This is a genomic window from Eubacterium sp. LMAG:50, assembly GCF_008680265.1.
Lineage (GTDB): Bacteria > Bacillota > Clostridia > Lachnospirales > Lachnospiraceae > Eubacterium_U > Eubacterium_U album.
The window spans coordinates 580,229-600,488 of the sequence record NZ_NALP01000007.1; the positions used below are offsets into that span (position 1 = coordinate 580,229).

General features: G+C 35.4%; 28 protein-coding genes. All 28 read left to right on the forward strand.

Annotated elements, in window-relative coordinates:
• Positions 1-209 precede the first annotated feature (209 nt).
• The 28 genes from CCC31_RS07800 to CCC31_RS07930 all read left to right on the forward strand — a co-directional run bounded on the left by CCC31_RS07800 (position 210) and on the right by CCC31_RS07930 (position 19,978).
• Positions 210-1,592: an RHS repeat-associated core domain-containing protein gene (locus tag CCC31_RS07800; RefSeq protein WP_290850743.1), complete on the forward strand. Its 1,383-nt coding sequence runs from the start codon at positions 210-212 to the stop codon at positions 1,590-1,592.
• 15 nt (positions 1,593-1,607) lie between these two features.
• Positions 1,608-1,925 (forward strand): hypothetical protein, encoded by a 318-nt coding sequence (locus CCC31_RS07805; protein WP_290850745.1) that lies wholly within the window; start codon positions 1,608-1,610, stop codon positions 1,923-1,925.
• Between the two features lie 148 nt (positions 1,926-2,073).
• Positions 2,074-2,319, forward strand: a complete 246-nt coding sequence (locus CCC31_RS07810; protein WP_290850747.1) for a hypothetical protein — start codon at positions 2,074-2,076, stop codon at positions 2,317-2,319.
• Between the two features lie 2 nt (positions 2,320-2,321).
• A complete protein-coding gene (locus CCC31_RS07815) occupies positions 2,322-2,666 on the forward strand; it encodes a hypothetical protein (protein ID WP_290850749.1) in 345 nt (114 codons plus the stop codon).
• 135 nt (positions 2,667-2,801) lie between these two features.
• Positions 2,802-2,975 (forward strand): AHH domain-containing protein, encoded by a 174-nt coding sequence (locus CCC31_RS12695; protein WP_363348525.1) that lies wholly within the window; start codon positions 2,802-2,804, stop codon positions 2,973-2,975.
• Between the two features lie 11 nt (positions 2,976-2,986).
• Positions 2,987-3,553 (forward strand): DUF1629 domain-containing protein, encoded by a 567-nt coding sequence (locus CCC31_RS07820; protein ID WP_290850750.1) that lies wholly within the window; start codon positions 2,987-2,989, stop codon positions 3,551-3,553.
• 97 nt (positions 3,554-3,650) lie between these two features.
• The gene (locus CCC31_RS07825; protein WP_290850751.1) at positions 3,651-4,934 is read left to right on the forward strand and encodes an RHS repeat-associated core domain-containing protein; all 1,284 of its coding nucleotides are present in this window, start codon (positions 3,651-3,653) and stop codon (positions 4,932-4,934) included.
• Positions 4,935-4,946: 12 nt separating this feature from the next.
• A complete protein-coding gene (locus CCC31_RS07830; RefSeq protein WP_022089440.1) occupies positions 4,947-5,234 on the forward strand; it encodes a hypothetical protein in 288 nt (95 codons plus the stop codon).
• Positions 5,235-5,691: 457 nt separating this feature from the next.
• Positions 5,692-5,952 (forward strand): hypothetical protein, encoded by a 261-nt coding sequence (locus CCC31_RS07835; RefSeq protein WP_178514749.1) that lies wholly within the window; start codon positions 5,692-5,694, stop codon positions 5,950-5,952.
• Positions 5,953-6,444: 492 nt separating this feature from the next.
• Positions 6,445-6,651, forward strand: coding sequence for an HNH/endonuclease VII fold putative polymorphic toxin (locus CCC31_RS07840; protein ID WP_022089442.1), 207 nt, complete (start codon positions 6,445-6,447; stop codon positions 6,649-6,651).
• Between the two features lie 15 nt (positions 6,652-6,666).
• Positions 6,667-7,122 (forward strand): hypothetical protein, encoded by a 456-nt coding sequence (locus tag CCC31_RS07845; RefSeq protein ID WP_022089443.1) that lies wholly within the window; start codon positions 6,667-6,669, stop codon positions 7,120-7,122.
• A 367-nt stretch (positions 7,123-7,489) separates the two neighbouring features.
• Positions 7,490-8,851, forward strand: a complete 1,362-nt coding sequence (locus CCC31_RS07850) for an RHS repeat-associated core domain-containing protein (RefSeq protein WP_290850752.1) — start codon at positions 7,490-7,492, stop codon at positions 8,849-8,851.
• On the forward strand, positions 8,839-9,543 hold the full coding sequence (locus CCC31_RS07855) for a hypothetical protein (RefSeq protein WP_117910808.1): 705 nt from the start codon (positions 8,839-8,841) through the stop codon (positions 9,541-9,543). Before CCC31_RS07850 ends, CCC31_RS07855 begins: the two co-directional genes overlap by 13 nt.
• Positions 9,544-9,858: 315 nt before the next feature.
• Positions 9,859-10,470 carry a hypothetical protein gene (locus CCC31_RS07860; protein WP_290850753.1) on the forward strand — a complete coding sequence of 204 codons (612 nt, stop codon included), beginning with the start codon at positions 9,859-9,861 and terminating at the stop codon, positions 10,468-10,470.
• Between the two features lie 14 nt (positions 10,471-10,484).
• Positions 10,485-10,883 carry a hypothetical protein gene (locus CCC31_RS07865; RefSeq protein ID WP_290850754.1) on the forward strand — a complete coding sequence of 133 codons (399 nt, stop codon included), beginning with the start codon at positions 10,485-10,487 and terminating at the stop codon, positions 10,881-10,883.
• A gap of 174 nt (positions 10,884-11,057) precedes the next feature.
• Complete coding sequence (locus tag CCC31_RS07870) at positions 11,058-11,345, forward strand: hypothetical protein (RefSeq protein WP_290850755.1); 288 nt, start codon at positions 11,058-11,060, stop codon at positions 11,343-11,345.
• A gap of 147 nt (positions 11,346-11,492) precedes the next feature.
• On the forward strand, positions 11,493-12,365 hold the full coding sequence (locus CCC31_RS07875; protein WP_290850757.1) for an AHH domain-containing protein: 873 nt from the start codon (positions 11,493-11,495) through the stop codon (positions 12,363-12,365).
• A gap of 14 nt (positions 12,366-12,379) precedes the next feature.
• Entirely contained in the window at positions 12,380-12,946 is a 567-nt protein-coding gene (locus CCC31_RS07880) for a DUF1629 domain-containing protein (RefSeq protein ID WP_117910814.1), read from the forward strand.
• A gap of 450 nt (positions 12,947-13,396) precedes the next feature.
• Positions 13,397-14,170: a hypothetical protein gene (locus tag CCC31_RS07885; RefSeq protein ID WP_290850759.1), complete on the forward strand. Its 774-nt coding sequence runs from the start codon at positions 13,397-13,399 to the stop codon at positions 14,168-14,170.
• Between the two features lies 1 nt (position 14,171).
• Entirely contained in the window at positions 14,172-14,372 is a 201-nt protein-coding gene (locus CCC31_RS07890; RefSeq protein ID WP_118565963.1) for a hypothetical protein, read from the forward strand.
• A gap of 141 nt (positions 14,373-14,513) precedes the next feature.
• Complete coding sequence (locus CCC31_RS07895; RefSeq protein WP_290851723.1) at positions 14,514-15,680, forward strand: RHS repeat-associated core domain-containing protein; 1,167 nt, start codon at positions 14,514-14,516, stop codon at positions 15,678-15,680.
• Positions 15,670-16,014, forward strand: a complete 345-nt coding sequence (locus CCC31_RS07900) for a hypothetical protein (RefSeq protein ID WP_290850762.1) — start codon at positions 15,670-15,672, stop codon at positions 16,012-16,014. The genes CCC31_RS07895 and CCC31_RS07900 overlap by 11 nt, the downstream gene beginning before the upstream one ends.
• Positions 16,015-16,393: 379 nt before the next feature.
• Entirely contained in the window at positions 16,394-17,524 is a 1,131-nt protein-coding gene (locus CCC31_RS07905; RefSeq protein WP_290851725.1) for an RHS repeat-associated core domain-containing protein, read from the forward strand.
• 11 nt (positions 17,525-17,535) lie between these two features.
• On the forward strand, positions 17,536-17,757 hold the full coding sequence (locus CCC31_RS07910) for a hypothetical protein (RefSeq protein WP_022089438.1): 222 nt from the start codon (positions 17,536-17,538) through the stop codon (positions 17,755-17,757).
• Positions 17,758-17,901: 144 nt separating this feature from the next.
• Positions 17,902-18,810 (forward strand): hypothetical protein, encoded by a 909-nt coding sequence (locus CCC31_RS07915; RefSeq protein ID WP_290850765.1) that lies wholly within the window; start codon positions 17,902-17,904, stop codon positions 18,808-18,810.
• A gap of 12 nt (positions 18,811-18,822) precedes the next feature.
• A complete protein-coding gene (locus CCC31_RS07920; protein WP_290850767.1) occupies positions 18,823-19,272 on the forward strand; it encodes a hypothetical protein in 450 nt (149 codons plus the stop codon).
• Between the two features lie 140 nt (positions 19,273-19,412).
• Complete coding sequence (locus tag CCC31_RS07925; protein ID WP_290850769.1) at positions 19,413-19,730, forward strand: hypothetical protein; 318 nt, start codon at positions 19,413-19,415, stop codon at positions 19,728-19,730.
• Positions 19,721-19,978, forward strand: coding sequence for a hypothetical protein (locus CCC31_RS07930; protein ID WP_290850772.1), 258 nt, complete (start codon positions 19,721-19,723; stop codon positions 19,976-19,978). The genes CCC31_RS07925 and CCC31_RS07930 overlap by 10 nt, the downstream gene beginning before the upstream one ends.
• The last annotated feature ends 282 nt before the right edge of the window (positions 19,979-20,260 follow it).

Sequence of the window (20,260 nt, forward strand, 5' to 3'; positions counted from 1 at the left end):
CAATATTGAAATTGAGACAGAATCACATGGCGGGGTTTCTCCACATGTTAGCGAAATTTTGCCGAGTTGGGTATACGAAAGGACATTGCAAAATCAAGATAGAATATTTCGAAAGATACCTATCTGGATAAAAACTACGGGTGAAATAAAGAAACGAAAACATAATACAAATCGGTTTCAGGCACCGAAGTCAGTAAGAAAAAGAGTATGTGTGGGACTACACAGAAAAGTATCCCGTACTGCTTGAAGAAAAGGAATCAGATGGTACAATTGTAAGGTATACATATGCAGGAAACAGGGAAAGAGCATATGCGGATGTAACAAAAAACAGTGAAAATGAGAAAGCACAGGTTTACAGTCTCTACACGGACAGACTCGGAAGCACAAGATGGGCACTGGATGAAAATGCAGAGGTTGCAGCAAAAACAGAGTATGATGCATGGGGAAAGCCGGAAACAGAAACGGTAAGCAGTAAACTTAAAGGAATAAACATTTCAAAAAGTTACACCGGATATGTTTATGATGAAACAACAGGCTACTGGAATGCGGGAGCAAGAATGTACAATTCCACAGACAGGGAATTTATACAGAAGGACCCTAAAGCAGGAAGCATTACTGAGCCGATGACCCAGAACGGTTACACATACTGTGGAGACAATCCACTTTATTACATAGATCCTGACGGATGTTCATACATAAGCACACTTGGAAATGCAGGAAGAACAGCATTTGATGTTGTAAAGAGCGGAGTGGCAGGCGGACTTGGATTTTACACAAGGATATGTTGTGAAATAGATAACATGCCGACATGGGCAAAGGCGGCCGTAGGAACAACGGGAATAGTTGTAGCGGGAGTAAGCGGAGTAGGAGCAGCCGCAATAGCGGAAGCAGTAATTGCATCAGCAGGAATATCGGCTGTAACAGACGGAGCATTTTACACCGTTGCATCACTTAGAAACGGAAGTTTTAGCAGGTCAGAATTAAAGGACACGGTCATAAATGGAGCAGTAAACGGCTACATGTTTGGAGGAGCAGGGCTTGGAGTGGCAGGAATACGAAATGCTGCAAAGAGTGGAAAACTAGCAGGGTTTATGGCAGATGAAGCCGGAAGCGTGTCGTATGAGGGTGGTAGAAAGACTGTTATATATGGGTCAGATGATATAGCTAATTATCAATATAATATGATTGAAAATCCAGGACCGTTAGCAAAAATGCCTAATCAGCCTGCAAAGAATTTTTATGGAGGCAGATACAATATGGAAGTATTGCAGGAAGATAGAATAATGTATCGAGCGGGTAATGCTCAAAATCCGTACGGAAGATGGTTTACAAGTGAGCCACCTGCTTCTGTTGCTAATGTAAAAATTGACACAGCGGTAAAGACTCATTGGATAGACTCAAAAACTGGTGTGTATGAGGCAAGCTCTTATATAGATAATGTATATGCAATTAAAGTACCAAAGGGTACTATTATTTATACAGGACCAGTCGGACCGCAAGGTGGAGTACACGTGGGAGGATATAATATTATGCAAACATATATATATGCACCATGGACTTTCGAAGTTGTAGGGAAAACACCGTTACAATAGATTGGAGATAGAAGAATGATAAGAAATGAAGAGCTTTTACAGTTACGAGAGGCGTATATAGAAATTGGGAAAATGGTAGAAAAATATGGATATGGACAATATAACGGGATATTAAGAATTCTTATGGGACAAGTTAATTGTATTGACTCGGATGAGAGCAATGGTGAAAAAATGAAATATTTAATAGAAAGTTATAGTAAACTGTTTGCTTCGAGAGGCGGATTAAGCGATTTCATTATTTATGATGTAGATGTTCAATTAAGAAATCAGTTAAATGAGAAATATAATGATAAAGTAAAAAGGGTTTGGAACATTATGAAAGACTATATTTAATAATGACTTCGTATAAGAACATCAAAAATCATAACTGAATATTTTTTCTGTGATAATTTTAATGGATATCCGGAATTAGAAGGAAAAGCTATTGTGCACCATTCAGTTGAATAGCAGTTATTAACCAAACCACAGACAAAAGGCAGTAATGAAAAATCTTGTGGATAATTATGCCCCTAAAATAGCACCTGCAATTAATGTTCCTAAGGTTGGTAATACAATATCTGGACCAAATGGAATTGTGTCTAGAAGCACGAAAGGGATAGATAATGCAAGACAATTACTGGCAAGAGATTTGTTTGAATTGAAAAGAGTGTATCCAGATATACCTAATTCTACGTATAGAGAATTAATAGATATGAATATGAAAATGTATTCAGAAATGAGGAAATAGTGATGAATGAAAGTTTTGTAAAGAGTATTTATAAGACATTAGTCGAAGATGGAAAAGACATTTATAAGGATTTGTATGAGAATACAAAAGTATCAGAGAAGACAGTAGACTATTGGAAGAATGCATTGGAGTTGTATCATTCATTTGATGATATACAAAAAGATGTGTTTATGAATATCGTGAAGCAAACAATGATTGATACAATTTCGAGTGTTTTAGGTGTTTTAGATGGGTCTAGTACATTGTATGGTGGAGATTTTGAATTTGAAGTTAGAATTAATGGTATCAGTACGGAAGATGAATTACAAGATACTTTCCTTGAATTCGTAGAAGAAAATAATAATTAATCGTAATTGCTAGATGGCTACGTATTATAAAGGTAAGCATTAAATGAAAACTGAATATTGAATAGATTAAGCTTTATAACACATTGTTTTCATAGAACATGATGCTGTGGAGATGATGCATAGAATAAAGATTTTCTGCCACATCAGGGCCGTCATCCAAATGCTTATCATGAATATGTTCTTGATAGTATGAAACAATTTCACAACATTGCACAAGGAGACAAAGATATATTCCTTAAGTTATTTGAGAATTTAAAGAATAACGTAAAATCAAATCCTGACATGTTGTATAAGGATTACTGGAAGTAAGGAGAATATGGATGAAATATTACAAATTATCTATGGATATGGAAAGAGAAAATGATATAATATGCCATTTTCAAAATGATTATGGAATTCAGCAAAATGCATTAAATACTGGGAAAGTTTTTGAAAACTGGGATGATAGATTTGAGTTTTTCTATACAAAAGAAGAAGGAGATGTTTGGACTGATTATCTTGCCAATGATAAAGGATGGTTCTTGGTATCAAACAGGTTGAAGACATTATTAGAGTCAGTCAATACGGATATACAATTTTTGAAAGTTGGCATAAAGGAAACAAATAATGGAGAGGATTTTAAACAATATTATATTGCCAATATTATTAAAGTTGTAGATGCGTTATGCTTGGATAAATCAGAGTATTTTGAAACAGAAATTGAGGGAATAGGAACAATATATACAGTAAGTAAATATGGTATATATGCTGATAAAACGGATAGCGCAGATGTCTTTAAGCTGTCAAATAGGCAAGAAATACCAATATTTGTATCTGAAAAGTTTAAAGATTTAATTCAAAAGGTAAATATTACGGGTATTTCGTTAACAAAGATTAGTGTAGTATAGTACTTATTATGGCTATACTTTCGGACATCCAACAACCTACAACTCCTATCCGTCTATTAATTAACAATCATTAGTGTTATAAAGCAATTAATAAGCTATGATGTTAATTGTAAGGTATACATATGCAGGAAACAGGGAAAGAGCATATGCGGATGTAACAAAAAACAGTGAAAATGAGAAAGCACAGGCTTACAGTCTCTATACGGACAGACTCGGAAGCACAAGATGGGCACTGGATGAAAATGCAGAGGTTGCAGCAAAAACAGAGTATGATGCATGGGGAAAGCCGGAAACAGAAACGGTAAGCAGTAAACTTAACGGAATAAACATTTCAAAAAGTTATACCGGATATGTTTATGATGAAACAACAGGCTACTGGAATGCGGGAGCAAGAATGTACAATTCCACAGACAGGGAATTTATACAGAAGGACCCTAAAGCAGGAAATGTATATGAAACCCTAACCCAGAACGGTTACATTTATTGCGGAGACAATCCGCTGTATTACATAGATCCTGACGGATGTTCATATATAAGCACACTTGGAAATGCAGGAAGAACAGCCTTCAACGTTGTAAAGAGCGGAGTGGCAGGCGGACTTGGATTTTACACAAGGGTATGCTGCGAAATAGATAACATGCCTACATGGGCAAAGGCAGCCGTTGGAACAACAGGAATAGTTGTAGCGGGAGTAAGCGGAGTAGGAGCAGCCGCAATAGCGGAAGCAGTAATAGCGTCAGCAGGAATATCGGCTGTAACAGACGGAGCATTTTACACCGTTGCATCACTTAGAAACGAAAGTTTTAGCAGGTCAGAATTAAAGGACACGGTCATAAATGGAGCAGTAAACGGCTACATGTTTGGAGGAGCCGGAGTAGGAGTAGCCGGAATACGAAACGCAGCAAAGAGTGGAAAACTTGCAGGGTTTATGGCAGATGAAGCAGGAAGCGTGTCGTATGAGGGTGGTAGAACATCAGGTAAAGTATGGGATTACTCTAAACAATTTGATAGTGAATTAGCTAACTTTAATGCTGGATATAACATAAAAAATGTTATCGATAAAGATTTATATTTAGTTCAATTTCACTCGAATGATGAAGTAGGTAATGGAAGAAGTTTGAAATATTGGACTACTTTTGATGAGGCAAATGGAATTAGTACAGTAGATGATTATATGAATCAAATGGCGTTGTTGAGCAATTGGGGAGCAAGAGATAATGTATCTATTGCTAAAATATCAGCAGGAACAAAGATTAAATACGCAATTGGAACTGCAAGGGAACAAGTTGGAGCAATAGAATCAAGACCTGGTGGGGGACTACAGATACTATTCGAGCAGTTTGATGATGGTTGGGTTTTAGAGACAAGACCATTGCCATAGAAAGAAGGGAATATGAATAAATATGATATATTAGAAGGAAAGTTGAAAGCTATAAATGAATATATTGATACTATGTGTTTAGAAAGTAATGTTACAATAGAATATTTGAAACAATATAAGGAATATATAAATAAATTAATTATTGCTATTCAAAATAGAACAATAAGAAATTCAAATGGTGCTTTGATGGGACTCATTAGAGGTATTTCGGATTATGATGAACTCTGTGCTGATGATGTTTTTTTGAAGTTAGTAAAAGACGCAGACAATTATTATTGCAAGGAGTGTCAATCATTTTAATGATCTCTCTACATTAAAGACATCCAAAGGAAGATGTTCTTTATTTTGGTGAATTAATGCTTTTTGTTAAACGGTTAATTAAGGATAAAGAGATGAAAAAATATAAATATAAATTGCTTGAACTAGAAAATGTATTAGAAGCATATTTTAATTAGTTACTGTAATAAATATGTTAGAAAAAATAAGCCATATCACAAGCAAAAGGCTGGTAGATTTTCTATTAGCCTTTTGTAAATTTCACTATCTACACAATCTTGTATAAATATCATATTACTGTTATAAATCATTTTGATCGTACTAATCTGAAATATTCCAAAATCATTTGAGATAGAGGTTAATGGAGAAAAGATTACTCAAGGTAATCAGGAAGTTATATTTGCTCGGCTAAGACAAGCAGGGCAGTTGCCAGTAATAAAACATGCACAGTTTAATGGATGGCATTAGGATGTAGAAGAATATGAAAGATATATTAGAGATGGAATTGGAAGAATATATTGCTTTGAAGATTATATTTAATAAGGAAGAGGAAGCGGTTGAATATATTTCATATTCAAAAGATAAAACTTCTTCATTGGAATTTACAGTGGGTATAAAGAGTAAGTTATTAAAAAGAATAACGCTATTGCTTTGCAAGGAGTATTCAGAAACTACGAATAAGCTAGTGGTGGGAAATTTTGAAAATGGAAAGATAAATTTTCATAGTGATGATATTGAATGACCTATTTTTAAAACTATTTTGTATTCTAATGGTACCAGAATAATATTATCAGACAAAAAAGTTCCAAGTATATAAAAATGGATAAAGTGTATTTTGGATTGTCAGAAACAGATGATATTATTGAAATATGTGTATGTGATATGAGTGTTTCTGAATTGGAACACTTAAAAAAAGAATTAGAGTTGCAGTGAGTAAAAAGAAGTGCCAGTAAGGAAGAGGCGTTTTATCTAATGCTTTATCACTTTTCTATGCCCATCAGATAAATCAAGATTGTCATACTGGTCACGGAATTTCTGCTCCTGCTGTGAAAACTTCACAGTTGACTTTGGAATGTGTATTCATTTTTCGAGGTAGGGGCATCGACTTGGATTGTTATAAGTGTAAAGACTTTATGTCAAGAGGGGTAAAAGTTCTGCTAGAAGACAAGTATTTAGAGAGGCGAAGGAAGCAACAGGTATTCCAAAGTCAGCAGAATATAAAACTCACAAGTTTGTGTTTGATGGAACATCAGAAAACAGAATTGTGTATGAATTTGATGTAAGTGGAGAAAAGAAATATATTATAGAACATCCTTTTGATAAGATGGGACGTGGAAATCATTTTCATGGTGCAGATGCTACAAAAGGAAATCCGTTCAGTAAAGGTAGATATAATCAATACCCAGGACATTTCCCAGAGGATTTTAATGGGTTTAAATAGGAAATGGAGATATAAATGGATAAAACAAGATTGGTTGAAGCCAAAAGAAGAAATGGAATACTACAAATCTGTAAAGAATGGAGAAATAATGGAATAGAAATAGCTATTGATGATTTTTATGATATTCATACTACTTTACAATTACAAGAAAAAATAATTGCTAAGTTAGATGATTTGGATACTCAGAAAAAGTATATTGTTTGTAAAAAAACATATGAAATAGAAGATTTCTTGAATTATACAAGTAAAGTAATATGTAAATCAATGAAATATGTTTTTTTTGTGGAAAACTCAACAAAGTTTGGAGCAATAAAATTACAAGGAGATATTATTTCTAATAATATAGAATATATAATAAGTAAATCGGAACTCTTAAATGGTGGATGTAGCATATTCATTTGTTCATGTGGTTTAGAAAATGGTGTGTGTTTATGGAGAGGAGAGTATGATAGTAGAGTTTACTGTTGGTAATAGTAGTTTATTCTTTTACTTATTTTTTGGAGATACTGAAGTGAAAGAAGAGTTATGCTAAAAGAGATGTAATTGAACTGACACATCCTCTCACAAAGATAAAGTCAAGACTAGAAAATACTAAAATATTAATGAATGATTGAATTTTTCTAGTAAGGTTGTAGGGATTAGGATTTATATGCTTATTATGAGCATTTGTCTGAGTTACATTAAAACAGGAATTTGAAATATTATGAAAGGCTACATTTAATAATTACTTCGTATAATAATAAATATATGAAGTAATTATTAGATATTTTTCTTTACAATTAGAATGCATTGTTTTCATAGCACTTGGTGCTGTGGAGATGATGCGATTTTGCATTAAATGTCAGCGTATGAATATGACGGCCTTGGAAACAGAACAAAAGAAACAATTACAACAGGACTAATCAAAAAGAAGAAAAAGGAAAAAGAGTATGTGTGGGACTACACAGAAAAGTATCCAGTACTGCTTGAAGAAAAGGAATCAGATGGTACAATTGTAAGGTACACATATGCAGGAAACAGGGAAAGAGCATATGCGGATGTAACAAAAAACAGTGAAAATGCGAAAGCACAGGTTTACAGTCTCTACACGGACAGACAGGGAAGCACAAGATGGGCACTGGATGAAAATGCAGAGGTTGCAGCGAAAACAGAGTATGATGCATGGGGAAAGCCGGAAACAGAAACGGTAAGCAGTAAACTTAACGGAATAAACATTTCAAAAAGTTACACCGGATATGTTTATGATGAAACAACAGGCTACTGGAATGCCGGAGCAAGAATGTACAATTCCACAGACAGGACATTCATACAGAAGGACCCTAAAGCAGGAAATGTATATGAAACCCTAACCCAGAACGGTTACATTTATTGTGGAGACAATCCGCTGCATTACATAGATTCTGACGGATGTTCATACATAAGCACGCTTGGAAATGCAGGAAGAACAGCTTTCAACGTTGTAAAGAGCGGAGTGGCAGGCGGACTTGGATTTTACACAAGGGTATGCTGCGAAATAGATAACATGCCGACATGGGCAAAGGCGGCCATTGGAACAACAGGAATAATAATTGCAGGAGCAAGTGGAGTGGGAGCAGCCGCAATAGCGGAAGCAGTAATAGCGTCAGCAGGAATATCAGCGGCAACAGACGGAGCATTCTACAGCATATATGCATTAAACAACGGAAGTTTCAGCAGGTCAGAATTAAAGGACACGGTCATAAACGGAGCAACAAACGGCTACATGTTTGCAGGAGCAGGGCTTGGAGTGGCAGGAATACGAAATGCTGCAAAGAGTGGAAAACTTGCAGGGGTTATGGCAGATGAAGCTGGAAGTGTGTCATATGAGGGTGGTAAAAGTTCTACTAGAAGATTTTATCATGTTACAAATGAAGAAGCAGCAAAAAGTATAATTGAATCTGGACAACTTGGGAAAAAAGGAAATGTATGGGATAACAGGGTGTTTGCATGGACAGAGCAACCAACAAAAAAACAAGCGAACATTGCAGGTATTGGAAAGGGGTATAATACTGTATTACAGTTTGAAACAAATGCGTCATTTGAATTAGATGCAGGGAATAAAGGAAAATCTATTGCAAATATTGTTGTTCAAACGACAGATGGACAGAAAGTTCCAATATCTGTATATAATGTTAAGAGGGTTGGATATAAGAAAGAGTGGTGGCAATTTTGGAAGAAATAAAGGTATCAATTAATGAAGATTATATGTTGGATTATATAAATGTATATGGTGAAAATGTACATGATTACATATCGAAAGGAGAATATTATTTTAAATTTGGCAAGATATATGGAATCATATGCGAACAAGGTGCTGGAGGAGAAGTGTTATCACAAATTATTACAAATAAATTATTTGATGATAAGACAACAATTTTTATTGATGGAATAAAAATTGATTCCATTTATGATTTGGCATGGCATGTTGGAAAAGGTGTCAGAACAGGTGGATTATTTGAAAGAGAATTAAGTGTTCAAAAAGCATTAGAGTTAGCTATTAAAAAAAATAAACGGTATGAAAATATTGACACAATTCTTGAAGAATTTCATTTGTCACGTCATAGAATAAAATATTGTTTATCAAATATGGATGTTTGGGAGAGATGGAGAGCGTCTATTGCAATAGGATATGCTCAGGGAAAACAAATTTATTGCTTTCCCTGGATGGATTCATTATATTTTTATGATTGTATGATTAATTCTTCAGTATTTAGATTTTTTAAGAAGATAACTGGAGAAAATGGATTGATTATTTTGCCAACAGCTAGAGAAAAAAACGTTAAAGGTCTTGCAGATGAAATAGTAAAGATTAATTGTCCAAGATTTGAACATTGTATTTCGGAATCTGAATATTTTAAAAAGTATTTCTTATGAGTATAATGAATTTGTATGATAATAGGCATAAGAAATAATAAAATGGTTCAGCGATAGTTTATTGTTTATGAACTTACATATGTACATATATTAATGATTATATTTTAGGTAATAGGTGCAGGAAATGTATATGAAACCCTAACCCAGAACGGTTACATTTATTGCGGAGACAATCCGCTGTATTACATAGATCCTGACGGATGTTCATACATAAGCACACTTGGAAATGCAGGAAGAACAGCCTTCAACGTTGTAAAGAGCGGAGCCGTAAGTGGACTTGGATTATATGCAAGGGTATACTGTGAAATAGATAACATGCCGACATGGGCAAAGGCGGCCGTAGGAACAACGGGAATAGTTGTAGCGGGAGTAAGCGGAGTAGGAGCAGCCGCAATAGCGGAAGCAGTAATAGCGTCAGCAGGAATATCAGCGGCAACAGACGGAGCATTTTACAGCATATATGCATTAAACAACGGAAGTTTCAGCAAATCAGAATTAAAGGACACGGTCATAAACGGAGCAGCAAACGGCTACATGTTTGGAGGAGCCGGAGTAGGAGTAGCCGGAATACGAAACGCAGCAAAGAGTGGAAAACTAGCAGGGTTTATGGCAGATGAAGCAGGAAGCGTGTCGTATGAGGGTGGTAGAAAGACTATTGATGATATAATTAACGGCTTGCCAGAAACTACTAACGGAAAAGGCGTTGCTAGGAACTTTGAGTCAACAGGTGATTTTGAAAAGACAATTAGGGATTTTGATGCCCTCAATCCTATCGACGTGAAAGAGATTCAAACAAAATATGGATTAGGAAAAGTCGGTAAGTTGAGTGATGGAACAACTGTTGTTGCTCGTTCAGGGAGTACAACAGGAGGAGCGACTCTTGAAATAAGGGTGTCCAATAGGAAAGTGTACAAAATTCGATATTAGGAGAGATAAAAGATATGGAAAAATGGAAAGAAGTATTTGTTGGTACAATTCCAAAAGCAGTTTACCAAGTGCAACTAATAAATGGTGAGAAACAAGGACTAACTATAAAACTGTCAAGTAGTCAAACATGCGTAATGATTAATTTCGGTATGGTTCAAGCAGTACGTATGCTAGATGAAGGAATTGTGCAAAGTAACCTTTATTCTGAAAATGAAATACGGAAATATAAGGATAATGATTTTCAGAATATAATTTATGAAGTACAAGATGGTGAATTTTCAAAACAAATAAATAAGATTTCTGATGGTTATGGAGAGGCTTTAAATTTAAAACATTATATAGTGATTACTCATAATTATAATATTGATATTGCAACCGAATGGAAACCAACAATAGAAATTTCAAAGATTTAACAATTGGGACTTTTTTCTTGACGATTCCAAACACCTATGTTACAAGCGGCATTCAGTAATCCCCATAAGTTATGAATAGAATCAAGACCTGGTGGGGGACTACAGATACTATTCGAGCAGTTCGATGATGGCTGGGTTTTAAATACAAGACCATTGCCGTAGAAAGAAGGGAATATGAATAAATATGATATATTAGAAGGAAAGCTGACAGCTATAAATGAATATATTGATACTATGTGTTTAGAAAGTAATGCTACAATGGAATATTTGAAACAATATAAGGAATATATAAATAAATTAATTATTGCTATTCAAAATAGAACAATAAGAAATTCAAATGGTGCTTTGATGGGACTCATTAGAGGTATTTCGGATTATGATGAACTCTGTGCTGATGATATTTTTTTGAAGTTAGTAAAAGATGCAGACAATTATTATTGCAAGGAGTATCAATCATTTTAATGATATCTCTATATTAAAGACATCCAAAGGAAGATGTTCTTTATTTTGGTGAAAGGCTACTATGAAGAGTTTCAAATTTTATGGGGTACCTAAAAGGAAAAAGTATTCTGATGATTTATGACAGGCTACTAGAATGTGGGAGCAAGAATGTACAATTCCACAGACAGGGAATTTATACAGAAGGACCCTAAAGTAGGAAATGTATATGAAACCCTAACCCAGAACGGTTACATTTATTGTGGAGACAATCCGCTGTATTACATAGATCCTGACGGATGTTCATACATAAGTACACTTGGAAATGCAGGAAGAACAGCTTTCAACGTTGTAAAGAGTGGAGTGGCAGGCGGACTTGGATTTTACACAAGGATATGTTGTGAAATAGATAACATGCCGACATGGGCAAAGGCGGCCGTAGGAACAACGGGAATAGTTGTAGCGGGAGTAAGCGGAGTAGGAGCAGCCGCAATAGCGGAAGCAGTAATAGCGTCAGCAGGAATATCGGCTGTAACAGACGGAGCATTTTACAGCATATATGCATTAAACAACGGAAGTTTCAGCAAATCAGAATTAAAGGACACGGTCATAAACGGAGCAGCAAACGGCTACATGTTTGCAGGAGCAGGGCTTGGAGTGGCAGGAATACGAAATGCTGCAAAGAGTGGAAAACTAGCAGGGTTTATGGCAGATGAAGCCGGAAGCGTGTCGTATGAGGGTGGTAGAAAACCTAATCAAATACATCATTTCGCAACAAATAAGAGTAAGAAATATACAAGTCAGTTTAAAAATATAACTCAAAAATATGGATTAGACTTAGATGGAGATTGGAATAAAGAATTGATGCCTCATCAAGGTCGTCACCCGTACGCTTATCATGATTATGTTCTTGATAATATGCAAAAATTTAATAAAATAGCAAAGGGTGATAAAACTAAATTTTTGAAGTTATATGACCAAATGAAGCAAAAAATAATTAGTAATCCAGACATGTTATATAAGTATTATTGGAATAATCAGTAAGGAGAGTGTTATTAATGAAGTATTATAAATTAAGTTATGATTATGAAAATGATGATGATTATGTGAATTGTAATGTAGGAGTTATAGGGGATATTGATGAATATTCTGTATCCTGTGGAAATTATATTAATGATTGGTCGGAGGTTAGATTTAAATATAACTCAGAAGAGGGGGATGTTCTATCAGATTACATAGCCAATGTGTATAGGTGGCTGGTTGTATCAAAAAAATTTAGAGAATTAATCGAGCAGATTGTAGATGGAAATGCGATACAGTATCTTTCAACAAAATTGATTGATACTAAGAATAATGAGGAGAATACGGAATATAGAATTGCAAATCTATTAGATGTGGTGGATGCTTTAGACTTAGAACACTCTCAGTATGATTTATTTGAACTTGATAATGAAAAAATTATTTCAGTAGAAAAATATGCTTTGAAAGAAGAAATGGTGTTGGGGCACGATATATTTAGATTAAAAGATGATACAATACCGATTTTTATTTCAGAGCGTATTAGGGATATTATTGAAAATAATTCTTTGACAGGATTTGCATTTATTGAAGTTGAAGTTTATTAGTTTGATTATGTCTACATATATAAAAAAACGAAGTCACAATTAAATATCTTTATCAAAAATAGGAACGTATTGTTTTCATAGCACTTGCGCTGTGGAGACAATGCGTTTCTATGACAATTTTCAAAATCTTTTCAAAACTGATGATATTGGTCTACGTCTTGTGAATATCGTGCCCGAAATCTGCCTTTTTGTCATTTTACATAGACAAAAGATGCTTTAACTAGTCACTACTACTTACGAGCCTGATACTATAGCCAAACCATCAGAAGATTTACCAGAAATATGTCATCTATAATGATTGCTTAAATTTGTGTATATGAAACTCTAACCCAGAACGGTTACATTTATTGCGGGGACAATCCGCTGCATTACATAGATTCTGACGGATGTTCATACATAAGCACGCTTGGAAATGCAGGAAGAACAGCTTTCAACGTTGTAAAGAGCGGAGTGGCAGGCGGACTTGGATTTTACATAAGGATATGTTGTGAAATAGATAACATGCCGACATGGGCAAAGGCGGCCGTAGGAACAACGGGAATAGTTGTAGCGGGAGTAAGCGGAGTAGGAGCAGCCGCAATAGCGGAAGCAGTAATAGCGTCAGCAGGAATATCAGCGGCAACAGACGGAGCATTTTACACCGTTGCATCACTTAGAAACGGAAGTTTTAGCAGGTCAGAATTAAAGGACACGGTCATAAATGGAGCAGTAAACGGCTACATGTTTGCAGGAGCAGGGCTTGGAGTGGCAGGAATACGAAATGCCGCAAAGAGCGGAAAACTTGCAGGGTTTATGGCAGATGAAACCGGAAGCGTGTCGTATGAGGGCGGTAGAACAACTGGCAAGACAGATTTTTATGTTAAACCCAACGGAGAGATTGTACCGGCTACTGGATATAGATATATGGACAGTAAATATGCAGAGCAAACTATGAAATCTATGAGTGCGCCAGGTTCATATTTTGGATTTAAAAAATTCAATTCAGCTAGTGCTGCGCAAAATGCATTTCAAATATCATCGGAATGGAGCAATTGCAAATTAAGAGGAGAATTTGATACTTTGCAGGTTATTGATGAAATGTATGTACCTAAAACATATGGTGATAAAGGTCCAGGATTAGAACCGTTTACAAGGTGTTATCCTGAATATGGAAAAGGAGGTTGTCAGCAATTTATATATAAAGGCACAATTCGTTTTAAAAGTGTTGACATAATAGAAGATTAATATGGAAAAAAAAATACTAATTAATAACATAATATACTTAGTTAATAAATATTTAGACGAAAGAAACGATTTGATAGAATTGATTAAAAATGATTCAGATAGCGTAAAATATATTTTATCAGAATTAAGTAAAGAAAAGAAAATAGATTATGACGAACAAGATCTTGAGCTAATTAAGGATATAGCTTTTTATTATCTTTAATTGGAATTATACTTTCGGAGGTTCAATATTATACTATTTTATCCATCGATTAATTTTAATAATTGTGGCTGTTACAAAGCAATTAAGGATTTTATGATGTTAAATTAATAAATATTGGTTTAACTTTGCACAAGATGGGCACTGGATGAAAATGCAGAGGTTGTAGCGAAAACAGAGTATGATGCATGGGGAAAGCCGGAAACAGAAACGGTAAGCAGTAAACTTAACGGAATAAACATTTCAAAAAGTTATACCGGATATGTTTATGATGAAACAACAGGCTACTGGAATGCGGGAGCAAGAATGTACAATTCCACAGACAGGGAATTTATACAGAAGGACCCTAAAGCAGGAAGCATTACTGAGCCGATGACCCAGAACGGTTACACATACTGTGGAGACAATCCGCTGTATTACATAGATCCTGACGGATGTTCATACATAAGCACACTTGGAAATGCAGGAAGAACAGCTTTCAACGTTGTAAAGAGCGGAGCCGTAAGCGGACTTGGATTATATGCAAGGGTATGCTGTGAAATAGATAACATGCCTACATGGGCAAAGGCAGCCGTTGGAACAACAGGAATAATAATTGCAGGAGCAAGTGGAGTGGGAGCAGCCGCAATAGCACAAGCGGTAATAGCGTCAGCAGGAATATCAGCGGCAACAGACGGAGCATTCTACAGCATATATGCATTAAACAATGGAAGTTTCAGCAAATCAGAATTAAAGGACACGGTCATAAACGGAGCAACAAACGGCTACATGTTTGCAGGAGCAGGGCTTGGAGTGGCAGGAATACGAAATGCTGCAAAGAGTGGAAAACTAGCAGGGTTTATGGCAGATGAAGCTGGAAGTGTGTCATATGAGGGTGGTAAATATTCTGCATTTGGCGAAATGTCAGAATCCGATGGTGTGAGATATAGAGCTTGGAATTATGAAAAGATACATAAAATTTCTATACATAATCCCAATGCAGATAGTATGACATTAGGTAAATATTTTGATGGAACGATTGAATCAGGATCATATGTTGCGAGAGCAGAATTAACTGGTGATACATATTTTAGTTTAGGGGCTCAGTGGAATAATATAACCAAATCATATGGATTATCAGATAAGGAAATGTTTAATTTATTTAACACAAGAGCGTTAGATGATGCTGTTAGGCAAGGAAAATCTATCAGATTTTCGCAAAATCCGTTGGAATGGAAAGGAACAGCGCTTGGTGATGAATGGTTGTATTTGCAGTCAAAGCATAATTATACTAAACTAAAAAAGATAGGAGATTATTGGTATGCAAAGTAAAAATGTAGATGAGATGTCAGACTATATAATCGATGAGATGTGTGATTATTTTCATAATAAAGTAAAAGATTTTGTTGTTAATAATTTGTTTGATGATGAAAGTCACAAATCTTTTTCGATTGAATTTAATGCGTATGATTATTTCCCTGTGATATTTAATTATGATATGGGAAGAATGGGTTATAATATTTGTTTTGGTAATAGAATAATAGAATTGGAAAATTCGCAAAAATGGTGGGATGAGGCGGATTTCAATATTTTATTTGCAGAATTACAAAAAGAGTTAGAATTGCGTATTCCCGACAAGTATTTAAAAGCAAACGGTTGGTTATAACTTGAATTATGTCAATATACAATGACGTATATCACCAAAATATCTGGCATTTAAATTAATCTGAATGGCTCTTTTGGGATGTGATGTAATCTATGCAGATTATTTTTTAGTCTTTAGGGCAAAATTTGATATCAGGATGCATATGAGGACATCTAAATTTAAAACTGAATATTTAGTTCCAAAATTCTGACATTAACGCACTTCTTTTAAAATAAATTTTTGTTGCTAAAGAGGTGCGCTTTATGCGTATACGAAAAGTGAACTAAGTTGATGATAAACTATATGATTTAACTAAAGTAAAATTGAAAACTTCTGGTAAACATTCAGTTGTTTAGTTTACAGCCTGTACACGGACAGACTCGGAAGCACAAGATGGGCACTGGATGAAAATGCAGAGGTTGCAGCGAAAACAGAGTATGATACATGGGGAAAGCCGGAAACAGAAACGGTAAGCAGTAAACTTAACGGAATAAACATTTCAAAAAGTTATACCGGATATGTTTATGATGAAACAACAGGCTACTGGAATGCGGGAGCAAGAATGTACAATTCCACAGACAGGGAATTTATACAGAAGGACCCTAAAGCAGGAAATGTATATGAAACCCTAACCCAGAACGGTTACATTTATTGTGGGGACAATCCACTGTATTACATAGATCCTGACGGATGTTCATACATAAGCACACTTGGAAATGCAGGAAGAACAGCTTTCAATGTTGTAAAGAGCGGAGTGGCAGGTGGACTTGGATTTTACACAAGGGTATGCTGCGAAATAGATAACATGCCTACATGGGCAAAGGCAGCCATTGGAACAACAGGAATAATAATTGCAGGAGCAAGTGGAGTGGGAGCAGCCGCGATAGCAGAGACAGTAATTGCATCAGCAGGAATATCAGCGGCAACAGACGGAGCATTTTACACCGTTGCATCACTTAGAAACGGAAGTTTTAGTAGGTCAGAATTAAAGGACATGGTCATAAATGGAGCAACAAACGGCTACATGTTTGCAGGAGCAGGGCTTGGAGTGGCAGGAATACAAAATGCTGCAAAGAGTGGAAAACTTGCAGGGTTTATGGCAGATGAAGCAGGAAGCGTGTCGTATGAGGGTGGTAAAACATCTGTCAAGACTGATTTTTATGTTAAACCTAACGGAGAGATTGTACCTGCTACTGGATATAGATATATGCCAGCGGAGGCAAGTTACATGGATTCGCTAAAAAATACAATGGAAATACCAGCCAACCCTAGTGGAACATATATCACTTTTGATAAATTTGATGTACCTACTCCAGGCAGACTTCAAGTGCCACACAATGCATCTATTCGTGGTTCGTTTGATACATTGCAAATTATTGATGATATTAGAGTGCCAAATGGAAAGTGGGGACAAGCAAGTTGGTTAGAACCAATTACTAAGGATTTTCCTAAGTATGGTCATGGAGGTGCAACACAGGCACTCACATATCAAAAAATAAAGCTTAATAGTCTTAAGGACTTGTCACGATAAAGGAGGTTACTATGCTTTTTTCAAATGCTAATGATTATAAAATGTGCACAGAAATCGTAAGAAAAGAGTTATCACAAAGAAATATTTGCGTTAGCGATGATGTCCTTGATAAGATTACAGAAGATGTTATGAATATTACATATGCAAAAGGAGGAAACTATTCGTATGATGTAGTTCAATGCTTTGCAGAAACATATGTGGAAGAAGAGTTTTATAAAAAATTTCTTGAGTGATAGCATTAGAAAATGAAGTGAAGAGCAAGTCGGCAAGGGGCATTCTTGCCGACTTGGAGCATCTTAACACTGATGTGTTAATGTAAAAATCAGTTATTGTGTATTCACTAAAAGAAGTTTGAAGCAAAAACTGAATATTATGAATTGTTTAAACAAAACAATCCACTTTATTACATAGACCCAGACGGATGTTCATACATAAGCACACTTGGAAATGCAGGAAGAACAGCTTTCAATGTTGTAAAGAGCGGAGTGGCAGGCGGACTTGGACTTTACACAAGAATATGCTGCGAAATAGATAACATGCCGACATGGGCAAAGGCAGCGGTTGGAACAACAGGAATAATAATTGCAGGAGCAAGTGGAGTGGGAGCAGCCGCAATAGCGGAAGCAGTAATAGCGTCAGCAGGAATATCAGCGGCAACAGACGGAGCATTTTACAGCATATATGCATTAAACAACGGAAGTTTCAGCAAATCAGAATTAAAGGACACGGTCATAAACGGAGCAGCAAACGGCTACATGTTTGCAGGAGCAGGGCTTGGAGTGGCAGGAATACGAAACGCAGCAAAGAGTGGAAAACTTGCAGGGTTTATGGCAGATGAAGCCGGAAGCGTGTCGTATGAGGGTGGTAGAAAGACTAAATTAAATTATGTTACTTCAAATGGATTAGTGTTAGAAACAACGCCAAATAAGACTACTACAGTGTTGGGAACATATAAAAGTGATACAGGTGCAATTCTTGATGAATTGGGGAATGTCAAATCGTTGAACTTTGGACCGCGAGATGGTGGATTTAATCTGTTAAATACACCAGATGAATTGTATGTTTCGCCTAGTCAATTTTGGAATGAATATAATAAACCATGGCTAGATAATGCGATTGCAAGAACTGATATATTTAAAATAGCTACAGAACCTACGTGGGATAATTTGACCCGTGTAAATATGTTTACAGGAAAAACAGAGCTTACTGGTTTTGGTAGAGAGTATACGTATTTGAAGAAGTGTGGATATTATTTTGATACTGTTACTAAAACAATGGTTAAGTAGGGAGGAAAAAACGTGGATAATTTATGGACGAATATTAATGATAATATACCAATGTACATGAACAAAATATGCAATGAATATAATTTAGTGTGTGTAAAAATATCTCCGTTAAAAACAGCTATGATTGGAGATGGATTTGCAATTATGATTGCAATAGACAGATTTGATATAGAAATATATTATTTGTATAAAAAGAATTCGGATATTGGGAAATATCCCTGTGGAAGTTTTTTTGCACAAGCATATGATAGTCAAGATAGAGAAGGTTTATTGAGTGGAGAAGGGGCAGAGATATATATCAAAAATTGTCTGATGATAGTAGCAAAAGGATTAGCTAGTAAATGGGAGAATGTTTTAGAAGGAGATAAAAAGTGGTTAGAGAAGTACCGAAGTTCATCTCGTTATGCAAAAGAAAAGTTGACTGCTGATGAAAAGGGAACATTTGAGAAATATTTTGATTAATTATGCATCTATATAAGGATATAGCCGGAAGCTTGTCGTATGAGGGTGGTAGAAAAACATCATACTATTACGACGGAGTACAGCAAGCATCGGAATAGCTACAGAGTCAAGGAGTTCCAAGAGCATATATAAAGCAGATATTGGAGTCTTTTGATGTAGAAACAATAAAACTTCAAACTGCTGGAGATAGTACATATGGTTTGAGATTTTATGGTGGAAATGCAAATGCAGATGGAAGATATTTATTCGAGACATTTTCACCTTTAACAAATCGACAGAATTTGGCTTTGCCATATGAATGGAATAGTATGACGGGAATTCAACAGTTCCAAGTTAAAAGTGGAACGATTATGATTACAGGGAATGCTGCGGCTCAGAAGAATTTTGGCAGTCAATACATTGGTGGTGCTAATCAATGGTATATTAGTAATTTGGAGGAGTTAATAAGATGTCAATAGAAGAGAATTTTAATAAAAGAAATAGCGAATTGCAACAAAAAATAAAGTTGGAAATTGAAAAAGTTAAAATGGGACAAAGTAAGAAAAATATGGTTCAGTTGCAAACTATATTGACAGAACTTCAAAAGAGCAATATGCAAAAAAATGTTATTTTAAGTTATCCTCGGATTATAGTGGATTCATGGGATTATTCAGACCAGTTAGGTATGGAGTTGTTGGAACTGGAAGAATTGTATAAAAAATTATAATCTTATTTTCTTGTTTATGTCTCTACGCAGGGACACTAACTACCAAAAAAATAAACCACGGTCTTTAAATTAATCGAAATAGCTTTCGCCAAAGGAGATTTTTCCATGAAGACTAATTCAGAAATCATTATATGGTGAAATTTCCCCTTTGGATGTATTTAAGAACATCCGAAATCAAAACTGAATATTGTTTTTAAAGATGCAGAACGCATTGTTTTCATAGCACCTGGTGCTGTGGAGATAATGCGTTTTTTTCTATGACAAATTTTAAATTATTTTCCA